Annotated in this window: 11 protein-coding genes; 3 read left to right on the top strand and 8 right to left on the bottom strand. The window is 68.1% G+C overall.

Translation table 11 applies throughout. From position 1 onward, the window contains the following. Positions 1 to 8: 8 nt before the first annotated feature. Positions 9 to 1,907 carry a DUF2264 domain-containing protein gene (locus DIZ26_RS10775; protein ID WP_112239958.1) on the bottom strand — a complete coding sequence of 633 codons (1,899 nt, stop codon included), beginning with the start codon at positions 1,905 to 1,907 and terminating at the stop codon, positions 9 to 11. Next, a complete protein-coding gene (locus DIZ26_RS10770) occupies positions 1,904 to 3,043 on the bottom strand; it encodes a hydroxyacid dehydrogenase (protein ID WP_232828248.1) in 1,140 nt (379 codons plus the stop codon). The genes DIZ26_RS10775 and DIZ26_RS10770 overlap by 4 nt, the downstream gene beginning before the upstream one ends. Before the next feature lie 191 nt (positions 3,044 to 3,234). On the opposite strand from DIZ26_RS10770, the gene DIZ26_RS10765 reads away from it, so the two are divergent. The 3 genes from DIZ26_RS10765 to thrS all read left to right on the top strand — a co-directional run bounded on the left by DIZ26_RS10765 (position 3,235) and on the right by thrS (position 6,451). Further along, positions 3,235 to 4,149 carry a proteasome assembly chaperone family protein gene (locus DIZ26_RS10765; RefSeq protein ID WP_112239956.1) on the top strand — a complete coding sequence of 305 codons (915 nt, stop codon included), beginning with the start codon at positions 3,235 to 3,237 and terminating at the stop codon, positions 4,147 to 4,149. Between the two features lie 70 nt (positions 4,150 to 4,219). After that, positions 4,220 to 5,068, top strand: coding sequence for an acyl-CoA thioesterase (locus DIZ26_RS10760; protein ID WP_112239954.1), 849 nt, complete (start codon positions 4,220 to 4,222; stop codon positions 5,066 to 5,068). 162 nt (positions 5,069 to 5,230) lie between these two features. Next, on the top strand, positions 5,231 to 6,451 hold the full coding sequence (gene thrS, locus DIZ26_RS10755) for a threonine--tRNA ligase (RefSeq protein WP_112239952.1): 1,221 nt from the start codon (positions 5,231 to 5,233) through the stop codon (positions 6,449 to 6,451). Between the two features lie 43 nt (positions 6,452 to 6,494). Here thrS and DIZ26_RS38590 read toward each other — a convergent pair whose 3' ends face one another. The 6 genes from DIZ26_RS38590 to DIZ26_RS10725 form a co-directional block, all read right to left on the bottom strand. Then, positions 6,495 to 9,365: an ATP-binding protein gene (locus DIZ26_RS38590; protein ID WP_112239950.1), complete on the bottom strand. Its 2,871-nt coding sequence runs from the start codon at positions 9,363 to 9,365 to the stop codon at positions 6,495 to 6,497. Positions 9,366 to 9,424: 59 nt separating this feature from the next. Beyond that, a complete protein-coding gene (locus tag DIZ26_RS10745; protein WP_112239948.1) occupies positions 9,425 to 9,619 on the bottom strand; it encodes a hypothetical protein in 195 nt (64 codons plus the stop codon). Between the two features lie 183 nt (positions 9,620 to 9,802). Continuing rightward, entirely contained in the window at positions 9,803 to 10,660 is an 858-nt protein-coding gene (locus tag DIZ26_RS10740; protein WP_112239946.1) for a MaoC family dehydratase, read from the bottom strand. A gap of 1 nt (position 10,661) precedes the next feature. Beyond that, positions 10,662 to 12,005, bottom strand: coding sequence for a 3-oxoacyl-ACP reductase (locus DIZ26_RS10735; protein ID WP_112239944.1), 1,344 nt, complete (start codon positions 12,003 to 12,005; stop codon positions 10,662 to 10,664). After that, a complete protein-coding gene (locus DIZ26_RS10730) occupies positions 12,002 to 13,288 on the bottom strand; it encodes an acetyl-CoA C-acetyltransferase (RefSeq protein WP_112239942.1) in 1,287 nt (428 codons plus the stop codon). The genes DIZ26_RS10735 and DIZ26_RS10730 overlap by 4 nt, the downstream gene beginning before the upstream one ends. Continuing rightward, entirely contained in the window at positions 13,285 to 14,184 is a 900-nt protein-coding gene (locus DIZ26_RS10725) for a TetR/AcrR family transcriptional regulator (RefSeq protein WP_112239940.1), read from the bottom strand. The genes DIZ26_RS10730 and DIZ26_RS10725 overlap by 4 nt, the downstream gene beginning before the upstream one ends. Between the last annotated feature and the right edge of the window lie 100 nt (positions 14,185 to 14,284).

Genomic DNA, 14,284 nt, shown 5'->3' with positions numbered 1-14,284 from the left:
GTACGACCTCAGCGGTTCCCGAGCCGAACCGTCTCCGTTCCCGAACCGGGCAGTGTGATGGTGATCTCGTGACCGTTGACGACCACTTCGATGCCGTCCGCAAACGCCTGCGGAGGGATCGCGTCCCTGGTCAGCAAGACGGCGTACACGAGCACCAGCGGTTCGCCGTTGTGCACCGCGGTGAGGTACGGCGTGGCCGAGTGCGCGCCGAACGGGTTCGCGCCGAGATCACGATGGACGCCCGATTCGCCGTACCCGTGCAGGTTGACGACGGCCGACATCAGCCCGTCGGAGTTCCGCGCGGACGCCCAGCCCTCACCGACGGTTGCCGAAGGCAAGGAGTCGCCGGCGACCGCGTAACCACCGCTGCGAACGAGCGCACCGGCAGGCCCTTCGACGAGCGAACAGCGGATCTCCCAGCCGCCGTGCACGATCGACGCCGTCTCGACCGGCCACGGACCGTCCTCGCCCAGCCACGCCTTGTGCCACGACGCCGCCGACCGCGGCCCGATCGAGAGCCGCCGGATCCGCCCGCGTACCGACGTACGGCCCTGCTGATCGACCAGCGCGACCAGGTTGTCGATCCGCGCTGACGAATCGGTCAGATCGGGCCCGGCGTGATTCGCATAGGCCAGCCGGTCGTAGTGCGGATCGCCCGCAGGCTCGATACCGGACGGCTCGACCGGGGGAGCGTGGTCGGCACCGTGATTGACCAGTCGCACCAACTGGTCGTGACGGCTCGCGTGGATCAGCCAGCCCGGCGCGGGCATCGAGCGAACCTGGTCCGCCTCGTCGAGCGGCACGCTCTCCTCGGGATCGCTCCACACCGGATGCTCGGGCGGCAGCAGCAACCCGATGAACCCCTTGCTCGCCCAGTACGGCGAGCCCGGACCGGAGTACGACTGTGTGGTCGGGAGGAACGTGTCGTACCAGCCGAGCGTGAGCAGCCCGCGCTCGTCAGGCACCCCGTGCTGCACGAAGTGCCGTGCGATCCCGGAGCACAGCCGCCGCGTCTGGCCCGGGCTCATCGGCGATGCGTCGAGAAGCTGCCCCATCCAGTACGGCGTTGCCGCGGCCATCCGGTACGTCAGGGAGCGACCCTGGTAGATCGGCGCGCCGTCGTTGCCGACCAGATGCACCGCGTCTTCCAGGAACAGCCGGAGCCGATCGCGGTAGACCTTGAGCCGATCGTCGTACTCCGTGCCGGGCGTCGCCGCCGCCATCCGGGTCCACAGTCCCGGGTAGAGGTGCATCGCCCAGCCGATGTAGTTGTCGAAGTTCTGGCCGTCGCCGTCGGAGTACCAGCCGTCGCCGACGTACCAGTCCTCGATCCGGTCCAGGCCGCCCTCGATGTCCTCCTTCGAGTAGGGCGCGCCGACCGAGGCGAGGAACTGCTCGCTGACGACCTGGAACAGCCGCCAGTTGTTGTCGTGCGTGGTCGAGCCGATGAAACCGCCGAGCCACTCGGCCACGTGCTCCTGCGCGCGGGTGTCCAGCCGGTCCCAGATCCACTCGCGGGACTCGTGCAGCGCGACCGCGATCGCCGCCGCCTCCACCATCTGCTGGGAGCGCGGGGTGAGCCGCAGCCACGCCTCCGGATGGTCCGGATTCGCCCCGTTGGCGACGCCTCGCGCGAATCGCTCGATCAGCTTCTCGCAGCCTTCGCCGCCTACCCCGGCGATCCGGAACGCCGCGAGCATGAAGGAGCGCGCGAAGCCTTCCAGTTCGTCCGAATCGGTCCCCGAGCGGCTGGGGCGACCCGGGATGACGAGGCGGGCAGCGCCGGGGGAGGTGTAGGGGATCAGCGAGTCGAGCAAGTGATCCGCCAAGGCCTCCCAGTGGGCCCGGACCCAGCCGGTCTGGCGGGACAGGACGCGATCGGTGGCAGGGAGCACGAGGCGCGTCATGCGATCCTCCCGAGGTCGGCAGCGGTGATCGTGTGCTGGAGCGGCACACCGGCCGCGAAGCGTTCCACCTCACCGACGGCCAGTTCGCCCAGCCGGGCGACCTCGTTGCCGACGGCACCGGCCAGGTGCGGCGTCAGGAAGATGTTCGGGAGGTCGAGCAAGGGCGAGTCCGGCGGCAGCGGCTCCGGGTCGGTGACGTCGAGAACAGCATCCAGGCGACCGGACCGGCATTCCTTCTCCAGCGCCGCGGCATCGATGATGCGGCCGCGCGAGGTGTTGATCAGCACCGAGCCGTCCCGCAGCAAGCCGAGGAGCCGCGCGTCGACCATCCCGACGGTCTCCGGCAGCAGCGGGGCGTGCACGCTCAGGATGTCGCTGCGGCTGAACAGCGCGTCCAGCTCCACCAGTTCGGCGCCGAAGCCGGCGGCCTCGGCAGCGGTCAGATACGGATCACTGATCAGTACTTCGAGGTCGAACGTGCGCAGGCGGTCGGCAACCATCCGGCCGATCCGGGAGGCGCCGAGCAGGCCGACGGTGCTGCCGTAGTTGCCGGGCACGAAGCTCGGGTCCGGCTTGCGCCGGGAGTTCTTGTACTCCGCGCTGAGCCGGAACGCCCGCTTGCCGCTCAGGACGATGGTGGCGACGGTGAACTCTGCGACCGGCAGCGCGTTGGCCACGACTGCCGACGTCACCTGGATTCCGCGGTCGAAGACGGCCGGATCGACGAAGCTCTTCACCGAGCCGGCCGCGTGGATGATCGCCTGCAGTTTCGGCGCCGCCGCGAGCACCTCGGGCGTGATCGCCGGGCAGCCCCAGCCGGTCAGCAGTACCTCGGTCTCGGCCAGCGCGTCCCGGATCGCGGGATCGGCGAGGAAGGCGGTCCCCGGACCGACCGGCAGGACGTCAGCGACCCGCTCGAGCCGGGTCCGCACCTGCGGAACCAGCACCCGAACCCGGCTCGACTCGTTCATCGCCAGCATCACAGCGGGCCGAGCCGGGGCGGGCTCGGCGACGGCGGCCGCAGCGGACCCAGCGGTCGGCTCGGCGACGGTGGCCGCAGCGGACCCGGCGGCGGGCCGGCCTGCGGCCGGTTCGGTCTGGGCGGTGGGCAGGGCGGGGTCTGGTTCGGTGCGCACAGGAGCACGCTAGCAAGCGCTTTCCGAAAGCGCTCGTCCTGCCCGCGTCGCAGCCCGGCCGGAATAGGTTTCCGCAACCGCCGGAAAACTTTCCGGCGGCCGGAATTCCTGCCCGCGGCTCGGACGTTGGACCCTGACAGGGCAGGATAGAGACATCCGACCCGCCCGTTGGCCACGAGAAGGAGACGACGATGCTGCGACCGGACGACCTCTACGAGATCGTCGACGAGTCGGTGGCGACCGGCCCGGCGGCTTCGCCGAAGGTGCTGGTGCACTCGCTGGACGGATTCATGGATGCCGGGCAGGCAGGGCGGGTCACCGCCGACCATCTGCTCGAAGTACTGGACAACCGCCTGCTGGCGCGGTTTGACGTCGATCTGCTGCACGACTACCGGGCACGTCGCCCTGAGGTGACGTTCGCCGAGGACCGCTTCATCGACTACACCCCGCCCCAGCTGTCGCTGCACCTGATGACGGACGACGCCGGGGTCGAGTTCCTGCTGCTCGAGGGTGTCGAGCCCGACAACCACTGGAACCGGTTCGCCGGCGCCGTACGGCAGCTCATCGAGCGGTACAACGTGACCTTGACCGTCGGCGTGCACGGCATCCCGATGGGTGTGCCGCACACGCGCCCGCTCGGGCTGACCTCGCACGCGACCCGGCCGGAGCTGGTGACGCGTTCGAACATCTGGGACGGCGAGATGCGTCTCCCGGCGAGCGCGGCGACCATGCTGCAGGTCCGGCTCGGCGAGGCGGGCAAGGACGCGATGGGCTTCGCCGTCCACGTCCCGCACTACCTCGCCGAGAACCGCTTCCCGGGTGCCGCCCTGGCCCTGGTCCACGCCGTCTCGGCCGCGACCGGTCTGCTGCTCCCTAGCAAGGCCCTCCTGGACGAGGCGGCCGTCACCGGCCGGATGGTCGATGAGCAGGTGGAGGCCTCCGAGGAGGCAGCCGCTGTCGTCAACGCGCTGGAAACCCAGTACGACGCCGCCGCCGGCTCCATCAGCCGCGGCAGCCTCCTCGCCGGCGCGACGCCGTCCGCGGAGGAGTTGGGCGCCGAGGTCGAGCAGTTCCTGGCGGAACTGAGCCGCGACGACGACAACTGAGTACTGCGTGACGTAGGTCGGCCGGGCTCCCTGAGGGAGTCCGGCCGATCGTCACCTGTAAGGATGTGGCATGCCTGAGTCGCTGGAGGATCTGGTCGAGCTGCTCGACCTCGACAAGCTCGATGCCGATGTCTACCGAGGGCGCCAACCGCAGACCTCGGCCCAGCGGGTCTTCGGCGGCCAGGTGCTCGGCCAGGCGCTGGTAGCGGCCAGCGACACCGTCGAGCCCGACCGGATCGTGCACTCGCTGCACGGCTACTTCCTGCGGCCGGGCGACACCGCGGTACCGATCGAGTACCACGTCGAGCGGATCAAGGACGGCAAGGCCTTCAGCAGTCGCCGGGTGGTGGCGTCGCAGCGCGAGAAGACGATCTTCTACATGTCGACGTCGTACCAGCAGGCCGAGCCGGGGCTGGACCACTCCGATCCGATGCCGACCGACCTCGTCCCGCCGGAGGAGGCGCCGACGCTGGCCTCGGTGTTCGAGCAGGCGTCCGGCCGCAAGGCCGAGGACTGGAACAAAGAGTGGGCCGCGCTCGACGTACGGCTGGCAGCGCTCAGCGGGCGGCAGTTCTGGATCCGGGCCGCAGGCAAGCTTCCGGACGATTCTGCCTTGCATGCTTGCGTTCTGGCGTATGCCAGCGACCTCACGTTGCTCGGGGCAAGCTTGTTGCCGCACGGCATCATCATCGGCGACCGGCGGATCCAGCCGGCCTCGCTCGACCACGCGCTCTGGTTCCACCGGCCGTTCCGGGCGGACGAGTGGCTGCTCTACGACCAGGCCTCGCCGTCGGCCTCCGGTGCGCGCGGGTTCGCGACCGGGCGGCTGTTCAGTTCCGACGGCCGGCTGGTCGCCTCGGTCGCCCAGGAAGGGCTGATCCGGCCGGTCGGTCTGGACCTGGGTGACGAACAGGGTTGACGGGCTCTGCTAATTTAGGAGACATGATCAAGCGCGCAGTGGTGACGACGACGCCGAGGAACGTCCCGGCGCGCTGACAGCTGTCTGTCTCATCGAAGCCCCGGGGCGAGTGCCCCAGGGCTTCGCCATGTGGACACTCGCCTCACATCCTGAGGAGTTCACATGTACGACCACCGCAAACTGGGCCGCGAACTCGACCTGTTCGACTCCGACCCGCTGATCGGCGCGGGTCTGCCCTACTGGCTGCCGGCCGGTGCCGCGATCCGCCAGTCTCTCGAGCGCTACATCGCCGACGTGGAACGAAGAGCCGGCTACCAGCAGGTCTACTCACCCGTGCTCGGCAAGCGCGAGCTTTACGAGATCTCGGGCCACTGGGCGAAGTACAGCGACGACATGTACCCACCGATGGACATCGGCGAGGAGCAACTCGTACTGCGGCCGAGCCTGTGCCCGCATCACGCGCTGATGTACCGGTCCCGGTCACACAGCTACCGCGAACTGCCGCTGCGGATGTCCGAGATCGGCGGGATGTACCGGTCGGAGCGATCCGGCGTACTGGGTGGGCTCTCGCGGGTGCGGGCGATCCAGTTGAACGACGGGCACATCTTCTGCCGGCTCGACCAGGTGGCGGGGGAGGCGAGCGCCGCCTTGGAGCTGATCAACCAGGCCTATCGCGACATGGGGATCAAGGCCTCGCGGTACCTGCTGTCGTTGCCTTCGGAGGACGCGCGCTTCGGCTCCCCGGACAGCAAGTACGTCGGGGATGCCGACAGCTGGGCGCGCTCGGCAGCGCTGCTGCGCGACGTACTGGACAACGCGGGAATCGACTACGAGGAGTCGCCCGGCGACGCGGCGTTCTACGGCCCGAAGATCGACATCCAGATCGAGGACTCGGCCGGCCGCGAGTCGTCGTTGTCGACCATCCAGATCGATTTCCACCAGCCGGAACGGTTCGACCTCGACTACATCGGTGCTGACGGCAACAAACACCGTCCGGTGATGGTGCACCGCTCCGTCATCGGCAGCATCGAACGGGCCGTAGCCCACCTGATCGAAGTCCACGGCCCAGCTTTCCCCGCCTGGCTCGCCCCCGTCCAACTCGTCATCCTCCCGATCTCGTCCGCCGAGGAAAAGCTCGCCTCCGACGTACTCCGCCAAGCCGTCGCCCAAGGCATCAGAGCCGAACTCGCGTACGCCGACGAAGGCACCCTCAACGCCCGAATCCGCGAAAACCGCCACGCCCCGTACCTCGCAATCCTCGGCCCCCGAGAAGCCGCCGCCCACCACCTCGCAATCCGCGTCCGCTCCGGCAACAAACTCCCTGCAGCCCCCATCGCCGCAGCCCTCGCCGATATCCAGTCCGCAATCCAGCCGAGCGCCTGACCACTTGAGCAGCAGACCGCCACGGACGCCGGCGGTCTGCTGGTCAGTCGAAGTCTTCGTGAGCAGAGGAGGCGAAGGTGTCCCGGTCGTGGTGGCCGGTCTTGGTGAGGAGGCTGGCGACGTGTTTCTCGACGGTACGGGGCGAGATGTGCAACCGCTTGGCAATCGCCTTGTTCGGGATCCGCTGCGCCAGCAACCGCCCCACCTCCAGCTCCCGCACCGTCACCCCCAGCTTCCGCAACCTCGACGGCACGGCATCGTCCCCAGTACGCCGCTGCCGCACCGGCGCACCCATGCTGCGAAGCATCCCGCGACAAGCACTCGCCACCGCGGAGATGTTGTTCGCCTGGAAGTACTCCTCGGCTTCCCGAGCCCAGACGACCGGCTCGCCCCACCCGTCGTCGTACGCCGCCTGAATCACCAGCCGCAACGCCAGATGCCGCCCCAACGGATAGATCTCCGCCGCCTCCAGCGCCACCGCCGCCGCCCGGGTCGCCCCCTCGACATCCCCGTCCCGCCCCAGCAACACCGCGTGCGCAAACTGCGCGAACTGCGTATTCCACCGAGTCCGACTAGCACTCCGCTCCGCAACAGCCGAATAATGCTCCCACCCATTACGCCCCTCGACCACGCCCAGCAACAAGATCAGGCCGTTCTTCCCGAAGTCGAGCATGGTGGGATTCTCGAGATCGAGCGCGAGCGCTTGAGCGAGTTCTTGGCTCGCCCGGTCGAAGTCCTCCTCCAGGAGCGAGCAGACCGCGCGGGCGAGTCCGAAGGTCGACGGCCGGACGCCCGCAATCGACTGATCTTCGACAGTCAGGAGATCAAGAGCTTTTTCCATCTCAGCACGGTTGCCCTGGTGCGCGGCGCCGATGGCCTGGCCGAGCCGGAGAAATGGCACGGTGCGGCCGAGCCGTAGCCGGATCGCGGTGGTGAGACTCTCGTCAAGCTCCCGCCGGGCGTCAGCAAACTCACAGCGTTGCACTCGCTGGAGTGCCAGTAGGTAACCGGCCTCATAGGCCAGCGGCAGAGCTCCGATATGCAGGGCACTCTGACGTGCTTCCTCCAGTTCGGAGGTCTGGCCCGTCCGCAGGCACAAGGAGCGGGACAGGAACACCTCGGAATACACACGGAAGATCGGCAACTCGTTGCGGATGGCAATTTCCCGTGCTTCTTGGAAGAGCTGGTTGGCTCGGTCGTCGTCGCGGTCACGAGTGAGGTATCCGACCAGTTGCAGGGCATCGCAGGTGACGATCGGTAGGCCGGCGTCCTCTCCTGCTTTCGCAGCACGCCCGGCCAGTTCTGCAGCGACCTGCAGCCGATCAGGGTTCGGGCGACCCAACTCGATATAGGCACTGATCACGTCGACTTGAGCAGACTCCGCCGCAGCCGGATGGGGCCCAAGCAGCGCCCGAGCACTCACAATCTGCTCCAGAGCACGAGCCTGGTCACCCGCGATGTGTGCGGCGTTCGCGAATTTTGCGTGCAGGACGGCTCGGCGGGCGGGCGAGAGACCAGCCACCGTGAGTTCCTCGAGCATCTTTTCGAGCGAGGGGATGCGGCTGAAATCGCCGGACTCGGCTACGGCGAGCAGGAGATCTCCGAGCAGATCGGCCCGGTATTCGAGGTCGCCGTTCGGGTCCAGATCGGCACGGACGAGCAAAGTGACGGCAGATTTGACTGCTCCGGCAGCCAGCGCGCGGCGGCCTGCTTCAGCGTAGAGGCCGGAGGCTGTTGCAGGTTCGCCTGCGTATTCGCGCAGTTCGGCGGAGCGGGCGCACCATTCGCCCGGAAGCGTCGGGTAGAGAGACGCGATGGCGTCAGCGACCTGCCTGGAGGCGGCAGCACGTTCGCTAGGACTGAGCTCGCTGATCAGTGCCTCCGCCGTCAGCGGGTGCCGGAATGTATACCAGTCCACCTTCGGGCCGTCAGGACGCACGAGCTGAGAGGCGACGCCGGCCTCCACTGTTTCCAGGATCTCGTCGTCGGTTGCGCCGGCCGCCTGACGCAGTAGAGGCAAGGCGAACCGGTGACCAATGACAGCGGCAGTAGTCAGGATGTTCCGTCCGTTCGGTCCCAGCCGATCGGCGCGGCGGGCGACGCTACGAGCGACGTTGACCGGTACTGCGAGGCCGGCGGCTTCGTCAAGGCCCTGGCGACCGAGTGCGAAGACCAACTCCTCGACCACGAACGGATTCCCGGCACTGTCGGTACTCAGCCGGTCGAGCAGCCAGTCGGGGACGTCGTCGGGGTCGACATCCAGCCGCTGTGACGCGAGCAGGTGGATCTGCTCCCGCGTCAACGCTTCTGGTTCGAGGACGGTCGCCGTGCCCGCCTGACGTGCGTTGACGGCCAGATCCATTGCAGCACACGCCTCTGCTCTGCAAGCCAGAAGCAGGACGACCGGCGCGGGGCGGAGATTGTCGAGCATGTACTCGACAATTGCCAGGGTCTCTGCGTCGGCATCATGCAAATCGTCGAGGACGAACAGGCAACCACGCCGGTCTCCGACGACCGTCAGCAGCCGAATCAATGCCTCGGCGACAACCACTGAGGATCCGACTGTGGAGCCGGTCGCGTTGGATGAGCTCGGCACCAGCCGACCAAGAACGCCGCCGTAGGTGCCGAGCGAACTCAACTCCGGCAGGTTGCCGGCCCGGGAGAGAGCTTGGACAGCCTCGATCAACGGACGGTAAGGGACGATCGGTCCGATGGTGCTTGCTCGGCCACGAACGGCGACCATGCCCGCCTCGACCGCTCGATTGATGGCCTCCGTGGCGAGCCTGGTCTTGCCGATCCCAGGCTCGCCGATCAGGAAGATGGCGTTGGCGGTGCCGTTGCGGGCAGCGATCAAGGCGGCCTGCAGCTGTTCGATCTCCCTGTCCCGCCCTACGATCCGCGCCCCGTCACCCATGCCGCCGTACTGTAGTCGTCAGATCTCAACGACGGCAGGCGTCTGCAGGCACAGCACTGTCAGAGCCACTTGGTGGTCGGAGTCCCCGTGGAGGTTTGGAGGATGACGTGGAGGGCTGGGCCGACGACAGCGACGCCGGTCAGCGCGAGAGACCGGACCAGGTAGCGCGGCAGCGCCTGCAGGACCGGTGGACCGATGGGGTCGACCACGACGTCGTCAGAGGTGCTGAGCTCGGGGCGGTTGGGTGTGTCCATGGCGGTGCTCCACTTCTTGTCAGGTGAATCGCGCGTGGAGGCATGGCCGGTTCCAGCAAGCCCCCAGCGGACGGGCCGTCCTTCCGGTTGAGGACAGCCTTGGCATCATCATGAACCCTATTCGCCGCCGGGACGAGCAAATCCAGCGCGCCGAAGCCGCTCCCGCAAACAAGCGTTTTGAACTTAGCGGGGGACTAGTTGGCCGATGAGGTGGGTGAGGGTGTGGTCGTCGTTGTAGAGGGCGAAATCGCGGGTGGTGCCGGTGAGCTGGTGGGCGAACTGGACGCGGGAGGGGAGGAGGAGGGGTTTGCGGAAGTCGACGCGGACGGTGAAGGCGTCGGGGAGGGTGGTGGTGCGTTGGATGGAGGCGAGGGCGGCGGCCTTGGCCCACATGCCGTGGGCGATCTGGCGGGGGAATCCGAATGCCTGGGCGGACAGCTTCCACAGGTGGATCGGATTGCGGTCGCCCGAGGCCGCGGCGTACCGGCGGCCGAGGTTCGCGCGCAGGTCCCAGAACGCGGTCGCGTCCAGCTCGGGGTCGGGTAGCAGGTCGGTGTGCGCGGACGGCGTACCGGCGGATCGGCTGAGCAGGGTGGTCGAGTCCGTCCAGACGACCTCGTCCTCGACGCTGACCGAACTCAGGATGTCGAACACGGTTCCCTTGGGATGCGGGCGTTCCGGGCTGCTGTGCACGTGGATCGACAGCTCGGCGTGCATCGGGATCGGCTTCAGCTGAGTGATCGTGTTGGACAGGTGCACGATCCCCATCGGCTTGTACGGGAACGACGGGTCCGACATCAGATCCAGGTGCAACGGGAACGCGAGTACATGCGGATACGTGACCGGTAGGGCGGGCCCCGCGGTGAAGCCGGTCACTTCCCGGTACGCCGTGAGGTGGTCCTGATCGACCAGTGTGCGCGGGAGCTCGAGCTCCAGGCCGTCCGTGTCGGGCTCGTACTCCGCCTTGCGGAGCGTCGCCTTCACCGTCCGGGCGTAGAGCGACCCGAATCCGGGCGAATCGTCGTACCGGCGGGTCGGCATCTCAGGCTCCGAGCAGACTCTGGCCGCAGACGCGGACCACGTTGCCGGTGACGCCGGCCGAGGCCGGATCGGCGAACCAGGCGATCGTTTCGGCCACGTCGATCGGCAAACCGCCTTGCTGCAGGGAGTTCAGCCGGCGACCGACCTCGCGGATCGCGAACGGGATCCGGGCGGTCATCTCGGTCTCGATGAAGCCGGGCGCGACCGCGTTGATCCGGATCTGCCGTTCGCCGAGCCGCGGCGCGAGGGTCTGCACCAGGCCGATCACGCCGGCCTTGGAAGTGGCGTAGTTGGTCTGGCCGTTGTTCCCTGCGATCCCGGCGATCGACGAGACGCCGATGATCGAACCACCGTCGTTCAGCGCACCCGAGGAGACCAGGTGCTCGGTGATCCGCTCCGGTGCGCGGAGGTTGACGTCGAGAACGGCGTCCCACACATCGGTCCGCATGTTTGCGAGCCGCTTGTCGCGCGTGATGCCCGCGTTGTGGACGACGATGTCCAGGCCGCCCTGCTCCTGGGCCTGCGCCGCGATCCTTTGTGGCGCGTCGATCGCGGTCACGTCGAGGAGCAGTTCGCTGCCGCCGATCGCGGACATCACGTGACGCAGGTCGTTCGCGTTCTGCGGTACGTCGACGCCGATCACCTTCGCGCCGTCGCGGGCCAGCGTCTCGGCGATCGCGGCGCCGATGCCCCGGGCGGCCCCGGTCACCAGAGCGACCTTGCCGGCGAGCGGCGCGGTCGGGTCGTTGCCGACGAGCGGGCCGGTGCCGACGCGGACGACCTGACCGCTCACGTACGCCGACTTGGGTGACAGGAAGAAGCGCAGGGTCGAATCGAGTTGGTCGTGGGCGTCGGGAGCGACGTACACCAGGTTGACCGTGGCTCCGCGCTTGACCTCCTTGCCCAGCGACCGGGTGAAACCCTCGATCGCGCGTTGAGCGATCTGCTGCTCCGGGCTCGCGGCGAGTTCGGGTGTCCGGCCGACGACGATCACGCGCCCCGCCGTACCGAGTTGCCGGATGACGGGGGAGAAGAACCGCTGCAGGCTCGTGAGCTCGGCGGTGGAGGAGATGCCGGTCGCGTCGAAGACGAGTGCCTTGGGGCGCAACTCGCTCGACGCGACGCCCTCGGCCGCAGTACTGAAGGATGCGCCGACGTCGCGCAGCAGGGCCTGGATCGCCTTGCCTGTATCGGTTTCCGCGGACGCGCCGAAGACGACCGGGCCCTCGATCACGGCCGAGCCATCGGTCCAGCGCGGGAGTGGGGTCGGGTTCGGCAGGCCGAGATTCTTCACCAGCGCCTTGCCGAGCGGCGTACGGGTGAAGGTCTGGTAGCGATCGGTCATCGGTTGTTCCCCTCCAGGATGGCGACCACGCCTTGACCACCGGCGGCGCAGATCGAGATCAGTCCGCGTCCACCACCGTTCTCGTGCAGCTGCTTGGCCAGCGCGGCGACGATCCGCCCACCGGTCGCGGCGAACGGGTGCCCGGCGGCCAGTGAGCTGCCGTTGACGTTGAGCTTGTCGCGGTCGATCTCGCCCAGCGGCGCGTCCAGGCCGAGACGTTCCTTGCAGAAGATCGGGTCCTCCCAGGCCTTCAACGTGGCCAGCACCTGCGACGCGAACGCCTCGTGGATCTCGTAGTAGTCGAAGTCCTGCAGGGTCAGGCCGGCACGCGCGAGCATCCGCGGTACGGCGTACGCGGGGGCCATCAGCAACCCCTCGGCGCCCTTCACGTAGTCGACGGCGGCGGTCTGGGAGTGAGTCAGGTAGGCAAGCGGCGTGAGTCCCCGCTCGGCGGCCCACTCGTCGGTGGACAGCAGCACCGCCGACGCACCGTCGGTCAGCGGAGTGGAGTTGCCCGCGGTCATCGTCGCGGTTTCGCCCTTGCCGTAAACGGTTTTGAGCTTCGCCAGCTTCTCCGGCGTGGTATCGGGCCGGAGGTTCTGGTCCTTCTCGAGCCCGAGGTATGGCGTGATCAAGTCCTGCTGGAAACCGCGGTCGTACGCCGCCGCCAGATTGATGTGCGATCGGTACGCGAGCTCGTCCTGCGCCTCGCGGGTGATGCCCCATTCGAGTGCGGTCAACGCGGCGTGGTCGCCCATCGACTTGCCGGTGCGCGGCTCGGCATTGCGCGGAATCTCCGGTACCACGTCCTTCGGGCGCACCCGGGCGAGCACCTTGAGCCGGTCCTGGAACGACTTCGCGCGGTTCAGGTCGAGCAGGATGTTGCGGAGTTGGTCGTTGACGGCGATCGGTGCGTCGCTCGCGGTGTCGACACCACCGGCGATACCGGCGTCGATCTGGCCGAGGGCGATCTTGTTGCCGACCAGGATGGCGGCTTCGAGGCCGGTCCCGCAGGCCTGCTGGAGATCGTACGCCGGGGTGGTGGGCGCGAGCTTGGAGCCGAGGACCACCTCGCGGACCATGTTCCAGTCGCGGGCGTGCTTGAGCACCGCGCCGGCGACCACCTCGCCGAGCTCCTGGCCGCCCAGTCCGGTGCGGTCGACCAGGCCGTTGAGCGCGGCGGTGAGCATGTCGGAGTTGGACGCGTGCCGGTAGGTCTTGTCCTGCCGGGCGAACGGAATTCGGTTGCCGGCGACAACGGCCACCTTGCGGGTCTCGGTCACGATTTCTCTCCTGCTTTGCGTGAAGTGGAGCGCCGGGTGCTGGTCGAACGGGCGGAAGTCTTCGCTGCCACGCCGGCCTTGGCCGCGCGTACGGCGGCAGGGGAGGGGGCGGCGGCGGGGGAGGGGGCGACGGCGGGCTTCTTCGCGGCCGACGTCTTTGCGGCGGGCGCCTTCGCAGGCGATGTCTTCGCGGTCAGGGCGTCGAGGCCAACGGCGGTGGCGAGGGTGGCGGTGATCGCCGTCGTACGGACCGTTTGAATGTCCGCCTGGTGCACGACCGGGTGCACGACGCCCGCGTCGGGGGTCTCACGGGACACGATCAGGCCCATCCGCGCCATGTGCATCGCGCCGAGGGTTTGGGTGTAGAGGTGGTTGGCCAGGTAGTCGGTGTCCGCCGCGGCGAAGGCGCCGGCCCGCTGCCCGGCTTTGAGGATGACCGAGATGCGATCCAGGGCACTTGCCATCGCAGTACCGAGTTTTGTCATCACCGGCTCGGTGATCTCGCCGAACAACTCCTCACCGGTCCGCCGGAGCAGGCTCATCGCGCAGTCGGCGAAGGCCGGATACTCCAGGCAGTAGTCGACGAAGACCTCGCTGAGCGCCCGCAACCTGTTGAGCGGCGCGCGCCTCGGGGCATCGACCTCGACGAGGCGTTGGTCGAGCTCACCGAGATAGTCGACCAGGGTGAGCGCGAAAAGCTCTTCCTTGCCGGCGAAATGCCGGTAGATCAGCGCCTTGTTGATGCCGACCCGCTTGGCGATGTCGTCGATCTGCGCGTCGATCGTGCCGCGCTCGTCGAACAGTTCGCGAGTGGCCTGGATGATCTCGCGCTCGCGGTCGCGCCGACGCTCCGCCGTGGTCCGGCGGCGTCCGATCGCCAGCAGCGCGGAGCTCATGCACCGATCTTAGTCACAGCGGTACCCCTCGGTGCAAACGATAGTTACACTCGTGGGTAACATCACTGCCCGTACTGCTCGTTCGACCACCCCTGCAAGC

Origin of the sequence: Kribbella monticola (genome assembly GCF_003261635.1) — a bacterium.
Classification (GTDB): Bacteria; Actinomycetota; Actinomycetes; order Propionibacteriales; family Kribbellaceae; genus Kribbella; species Kribbella monticola.
Note: the sequence above shows the minus strand (reverse complement) of the source record. Positions and strands in the feature narration are given on the sequence as shown.